Origin of the sequence: Streptomyces sp. NPDC006510 (assembly GCF_040611955.1) — a bacterium.
Lineage (GTDB): Bacteria > Actinomycetota > Actinomycetes > Streptomycetales > Streptomycetaceae > Streptomyces.
In genome coordinates this window covers 1-4,081 of record NZ_JBEXPH010000366.1, presented here as the reverse complement: position 1 = coordinate 4,081, position 4,081 = coordinate 1, and the positions used below count along the sequence as shown (strand labels likewise).

Genomic DNA, 4,081 nt, shown 5'->3' with positions numbered 1-4,081 from the left:
CGCCCGCCCCTCGGTGATGATCTTCTCGGCCTGCTGCGGCTCGGTGATCAGGCCCACCGCCGCCACGGGCAGCGAGGTCTCGGCCCTGACCCGCTCGGCGAAGGGCACCTGGTACCCCGGCCCGGTCCCGATGCGGGCGCGCGGGGCGTTTCCGCCGCTGGAGACGTCCAGTAGGTCGACCCCGTGGGCCTGGAGCTGCGCGGCCAGCCGCACGGTCTCGTCGACGGTCCAGCCCTCGCGCTCGTCCTCGTCGTTCTCCGTGAGCCAGTCCGTCGCGGAGATCCGGAAGAAGACGGGCAGATCTTCCGGCCAGACCTCGCGCACCGCGTCGACGACCTCCAGGGCGAGGCGGACACGGTTCTCGAAGCTGCCGCCGTACTCGTCGGTGCGCCGGTTGCTGTGCGGGGAGAGGAACTGCCCGATGAGGTATCCGTGGGCGCCGTGCACCTCGGCGACCTCGAACCCCGCGTCGAGAGCGCGGCGCGCGGCCTCGCGGAACCGGTCGACGACGCCCCGGATCTCGTCCACGGTCAGCTCGTGCGGCACGGGGTGGCCGTCGTCGAACGGCAGCGGGCTGGGGGCGACCGGCGTCCAGCCGTGCGCCTCCGGCCCGACCGGGGCGCCGCCCAGCCAGGGGGCAGCCGTGGAGGCCTTGCGCCCGGCGTGCGCGAGCTGGATGCCGGGGACGGACCCCTGCCCCTTGATGAATTCCGTGATCCGGCGGAGCGCGGCGACCTGGGTGTCGTTCCAGATACCGAGGTCGGCGGGGCTGATCCGGCCCTCAGGGCTGACCGCCGTCGCCTCGGTGAGGATGAGCCCGGTGCCGCCTATGGCGCGGGCCGCGAGATGGGCGAAGTGCCAGTCGGTCGCGACACCCGCGTCCGGCCCCTTGGGTGCGGCACTGTACTGGCACATGGGCGCCATCCAGACCCGGTTGGGAATGACGAGCGACCGCAGGGTGTAGGGCTCGAAGAGGGCACTCACGTCGGACTCCGTTTCGACGGGTACGGAAGAATCGTTAGTACGATACATCCCGTACTACGACACCCGTCAAATTACGAAGCCTCTCGTACAACGAACTCGGGCCGCCCGGCCGGGTGCTCGCCCCGGTCCGGGCGGCCGGGTGCTCGCACCTCAGGGAGCCGCGGGCGCGTGGTCAGTGGCTGCCGGCGCGCCGCCGGAGGGTGATGTCGGCGTCCACGTCATAGGCCTGGGTCCAGCTGCGGCCGGCACCCGACCTCCAGGTGACGTGGGCGGTGACCCCGTCGACCCTGATGTTGTCCACCGTCATGGCCCGGTCCCCGTCCCGTACGTCCCCGCGACGCAGTTCGCTCGCCTTGACGGTGACGGGCTCCGCCGTCCGTACACTGTCGGCCTCGTCCGCCGCGAGGGCGAGCGCCGCCGCCAGTTCCCGGGCCCGGGCTGGGGTGCAGTTCAGCGACAGCTCACCCCACGGCGCCGTCGCCCTGATCCCGACCCGCGCTCCGACGGGGTTCACCTCCAGGGTCGCTCCGCGCCCTTCGGCGTCCTCGATCCCGTTCGTCATCGCTCCACTCTTCCCTTCGCCCGGCCGGTCGGTCGGCCCAGTACGGTTCGCCGGCCGGGTACACAGTTCGTCGGCCCGGTACAGCCTGAGGCTCTCCGGCTGTACGGCGCCACCTAGAACGTCCGGCAGCAGGCCTACGACTCGGCCACGACGATGTAGAGCGTCACGGTCGCCAGGAAGGGGCCTTCCGTGAGGTGGTCCAGCAAGCGTCGTGCCGCTTCCTCGGTGAAGTATCCGGCATTGACGGCGCGGCGCGCGGTGCGCTCCAGACCGAGAATCGCGTCGGCGGCCCGGAGGTCCCGGAAGACGGGGGTGACCGGAATGACCGCAGGCACCGCGAATCCCGCGCCGGTCGCCAGTCGGGCGAGCTGGCTGCCGATGCGGGCATTGCGGACGGCTTCGTCCGTGACGTACTGGGTGCAGGCGCGCGACAGGCCGCTGTCCGGATGGTCGACCGTGAGGGTTCCCCAGTCCGGTTCGCCCATGACGAGCCGCCCGCCCGGCCGGAGCACGCGCCGGGCTTCGCGGAGCGCCCGGACAGGATCGGCGACGTGCTGGGGAACCCGGTCGGTGCGGGCCCGGTCGGCGGTGCGATCCGGCAGCGGCAGCTCGTGGATGTCACCGACACCGAGAGGTCTCCGCGGGGAAATACGCGGATCCGGCCAGCGTCGCCGCTCACCTCGTCACGACAGCTGCTGCTCCGGGGCCAGTGCCGCGCATATCTGCCTGTGCGTCACCTTGTGCCGTACACCTGCGGACAGGCGCTTCAGCTCGGGCCCGGCCAGCTCGCGCGGGAGCCGGGCCAGGGCGCGAACGGCCGTGCCGGTCAGCGGAGTTCTCAGGGGTGGGTGCTCGACCAGGGCGCCGAGGGCGCGGATCGAATCGGGATGCGGCGGAAGCAGCGAGAGCAGCCGGACGAGACCCACGAGTGCGGGCAGGTTGTACGCGTCGTAGGCGCCGTCGTCGCGGCCTCCGCCCTCGGCGGCGAGCCTGATCCAGAGTGTCACCGTATGCCGGACCCGCCCGGGTCCGAGCGGATCGGCGAGGGCGAGCGCCCGGCGGTCCCAGGTGCGGCCGGAACGCCCCACCGGCGCGCGCAGGGCATGCTCCACGAGCACATGCCAGGGCTCGCCGAGCGCGGGCAGTTCGGCGAGGACCCGGTCCGCCCAACGGTCACCGGGATTGAGCACGGGACCCTGAAGCCGGCCGAGCACGGGCTCGACACACTCCTGCGGCCAGGAGCCCTCCAGCGCGGAGCGACGCAGCAGAGCGACGACCTCGCCGGGCAGGCGCCGGTCCGCGTCCAGCAGCGCGTGACCGCATGTCCACAGGTCGTCCTTCGTCCCGCAGGCCCAGAACCGGCTCGCCCTGTCCCGCAACAGGGCCTCCCAGGCGTCGCACCAGGCGCTGTCCGCGAAACCGCGCGAGACGGCGGCGAGCAGCACCAGCCCGCGCTCGCGGTCCCCGGCGCCGACCCCCGCGGTGGTCAGGTGCTCGGCGAACGACCGGGCCAGTTCCCTGCGGTCGGCCTCCGGCAGGCGGCGCAGCACGGTCGTCACACCGAAGCCGTCGTCCCAGCAGCCCTCCGGGACGAGCAGGGCGCGTGACAGCACCGTCAGGTCGCCCTTGTCGACGAGCTCCTGGATGTGCTCCACCCGCTCCCACCGCTCCCACGGCGACGTCACCAGATCCATGGCTCCGACGGTACGGGCTGCCACTGACAACGCCGGTGACCACGGCAAACGCGTTGCGGGCCGCCCGGGGCCTGCGTACTGTCACCGGCCATGACCACCCTTGCCCTGCACACCGCACGCCTGCGCCTGGAGCCGTACACGCCGGACGACGAGGAGGAGTTCGTCGCACTGTTCCAGGACACCCGGGTCTCCCGCTGGATGGGGGAAGGACCCCAGACCGAGGCCGACGACCGCGCCCTGTTCGGACGGATCTTCAGCAAGGTGTACGCACAGGACCTGTTCGATGTCTGGGCGGTCCGGCACGAGGGCCGGTTCATCGGCCATGCGGAGATCAAGCCGTCGCCGGACGTGGACGGCCAGGAGATCGTCTACGCGCTGGCCACCGCCGGGTGGGGGCAGGGGTTCGGCACCGAGATCGCGGAGGCACTGACCGGGTACGGGTTCGGCACGCTCGGGCTCACCGAGGTGCATGCCACGGTGGCCGCCGAGAACACCGCGTCACTGGCGTTGCTGGGCCGGATCGGTTTCCGGCATGTCCGGGACACGGTGGAGGACGACGGCAGCACGACCCGGGTCCTGACCCGCTCCGCCGCTTCCGACCCCACCGGCTCCGCCACCCGTGACACCGCCGGAGCCGGTCAGCCCCGGTAGACGTCCAGGCGGCCGCACATGCCGAACTTTCCGTATCCGGAGGGCTGTTCGGCGTGCACACAGGCGTCGGCGAGATGGTCTCCGTCGCCGCGCGCCACGGCGTCGAGCTGGGCGCCGGTCACCTCGGAGGCGGCGGCGGCCCCCCGCTGCCAGCGCCCGCGCCAGTCCTCGGCCCTCGGGCGTACGAGTG

The 4,081-nt window shown here is 72.5% G+C and carries 5 protein-coding genes and 1 pseudogene; 1 reads left to right on the top strand and 5 read right to left on the bottom strand.

Translation table 11 applies throughout. From position 1 onward, the window contains the following. From ABZY11_RS43330 to ABZY11_RS43315, 4 genes are all read right to left on the bottom strand, one after another. Positions 1 to 984: NADH:flavin oxidoreductase/NADH oxidase (locus ABZY11_RS43330; protein ID WP_356484445.1), on the bottom strand; the 984-nt coding region annotated here is incomplete at its 3' end. A 172-nt stretch (positions 985 to 1,156) separates the two neighbouring features. Further along, positions 1,157 to 1,546, bottom strand: coding sequence for a hypothetical protein (locus ABZY11_RS43325; RefSeq protein WP_356484444.1), 390 nt, complete (start codon positions 1,544 to 1,546; stop codon positions 1,157 to 1,159). A 134-nt stretch (positions 1,547 to 1,680) separates the two neighbouring features. Continuing rightward, the gene (locus ABZY11_RS43320; protein ID WP_356484446.1) at positions 1,681 to 2,163 is read right to left on the bottom strand and encodes a methyltransferase domain-containing protein; all 483 of its coding nucleotides are present in this window, start codon (positions 2,161 to 2,163) and stop codon (positions 1,681 to 1,683) included. Between the two features lie 66 nt (positions 2,164 to 2,229). Then, on the bottom strand, positions 2,230 to 3,240 hold the full coding sequence (locus ABZY11_RS43315; RefSeq protein WP_356484443.1) for a hypothetical protein: 1,011 nt from the start codon (positions 3,238 to 3,240) through the stop codon (positions 2,230 to 2,232). A 90-nt stretch (positions 3,241 to 3,330) separates the two neighbouring features. Between ABZY11_RS43315 and ABZY11_RS43310 the strand changes: the two genes are divergently transcribed. Further along, a complete protein-coding gene (locus ABZY11_RS43310; RefSeq protein ID WP_356484442.1) occupies positions 3,331 to 3,891 on the top strand; it encodes a GNAT family N-acetyltransferase in 561 nt (186 codons plus the stop codon). On the opposite strand, the pseudogene ABZY11_RS43305 reads toward ABZY11_RS43310, so the two are convergent. Then, a pseudogene (locus ABZY11_RS43305) lies at positions 3,879 to 4,081 on the bottom strand (cupin); the annotation flags it as partial. The gene ABZY11_RS43310 and the pseudogene ABZY11_RS43305 sit on opposite strands and share 13 nt — an antisense overlap.